At 74.2% G+C, this 1,234-nt stretch carries 1 protein-coding gene; it reads right to left on the bottom strand.

Annotated features, from left to right (window positions below; all coding sequences use genetic code 11):
* The coding region (locus HUW36_RS33140; RefSeq protein ID WP_174531615.1) for a histidine phosphatase family protein at nt 1-686 on the bottom strand (686 nt) is incomplete at its 3' end.
* Between the last annotated feature and the right edge of the window lie 548 nt (nt 687-1,234).

The raw sequence follows: 1,234 nt of genomic DNA, 5'->3' as shown, positions 1-1,234 counted from the left end.
CCGACCGCCGCGTCCGAGGTGGCGGGCCGGGCCGCCCGCCGGCGCCGCCGCCGCGGCGGGACCAGCGACGACAGGTCGCCGCCGGTGTCGTTGAGCCGGACCAGGAACGGCCGCAGCGGCGTGTAACGGATCGCCGTCACCGACGCCGGGTCCGCCACGATCCGCTGGAAGAGATCCAGGTGTACGCCGAGCGCGTCCGCCACGATCGCCTTGATCACGTCACCGTGGCTGCACGCCAGCCAGACCGCCTCGGGCCCGTGCTCGGCGGTGACCCGCGCGTCCCACGCCCGCACCGCGGCGACCGCCCGCGCGGACATCGCCGCCATCGACTCGCCCTCGGGGAAGGCCGCGGCGCTCGGGTGCTGCTGGACCACCGGCCAGAGCGGCTCCTTCGCCAACTTCTTCAGCGACTGCCCCTCCCAGGCGCCGTAGCCGCACTCGATCAACCCGTCCTCGACCACCGGCTCGACGCCGGGCAGCGCCAGGTCGAGGGTCTGCCGGCAGCGGATCAGCGGACTGCTCACCACCGCCGCGAGCGGCAGCCCGGCGAGCCGTCCGCCGACCGCGGTGGCCTGGGCCCGCCCGGTGTCGTCCAGCTCGACCGGTTGCCGGCCGGCGAGGCCACCGTCGGCGTTCGCGGTGGTCCGGCCGTGTCGCAGAAGCAGAAGGGTCGCCACACCGACCACCCTAGGCCGTGCCGCCCCGGACACCCGTCCCCGACCACCCCGGCACCGGGCGCCCGGCATGTCACGTCCGCCGGGAGCGCCCGCGGCACGATCGCCGGTCGGCACACCGGGTACGAACCGACCACGCCCCCCCACTCCTCGCGGACGACCGAAGAGATCTTGGAAGTGGACGGCCCCCAGAGGGTCCGTTTCGCACCAAGATCTTGACCGCGACGGCCGCATCCGGCAGGTCTGGGCGGTGTGTCCGGTTCGGCAGTGGTCCGGGACACCGGCCGGGCGGAATGGGCCCGAGGGCCGAGGCGTTGTACCGGGTGCCCGGCCGAGCAGCGGAAACGCCTACCACCCCACGGAATGACGGTGGGTCGCCGGTTGTTGCACGAGGTTCCGCCGCCACCACGAGGCCCCCGGCCCGGTGAGCCGGTCGGACCCCCTCCCCCCGAAGACTTCCTGAGCGCCTGACGGCTGCTCGCGCGTCCACCCCCGGCGCGTCGACCCCCGAACGGAGCCCTCCTGATGAACACGATCCTGCGTAAGAGCATCCTCGGTAT

The sequence above is a fragment of the Micromonospora maritima genome, assembly GCF_902825405.1.
Lineage (GTDB): Bacteria > Actinomycetota > Actinomycetes > Mycobacteriales > Micromonosporaceae > Micromonospora > Micromonospora maritima.
Note: the sequence above shows the minus strand (reverse complement) of the source record. Positions and strands in the feature narration are given on the sequence as shown.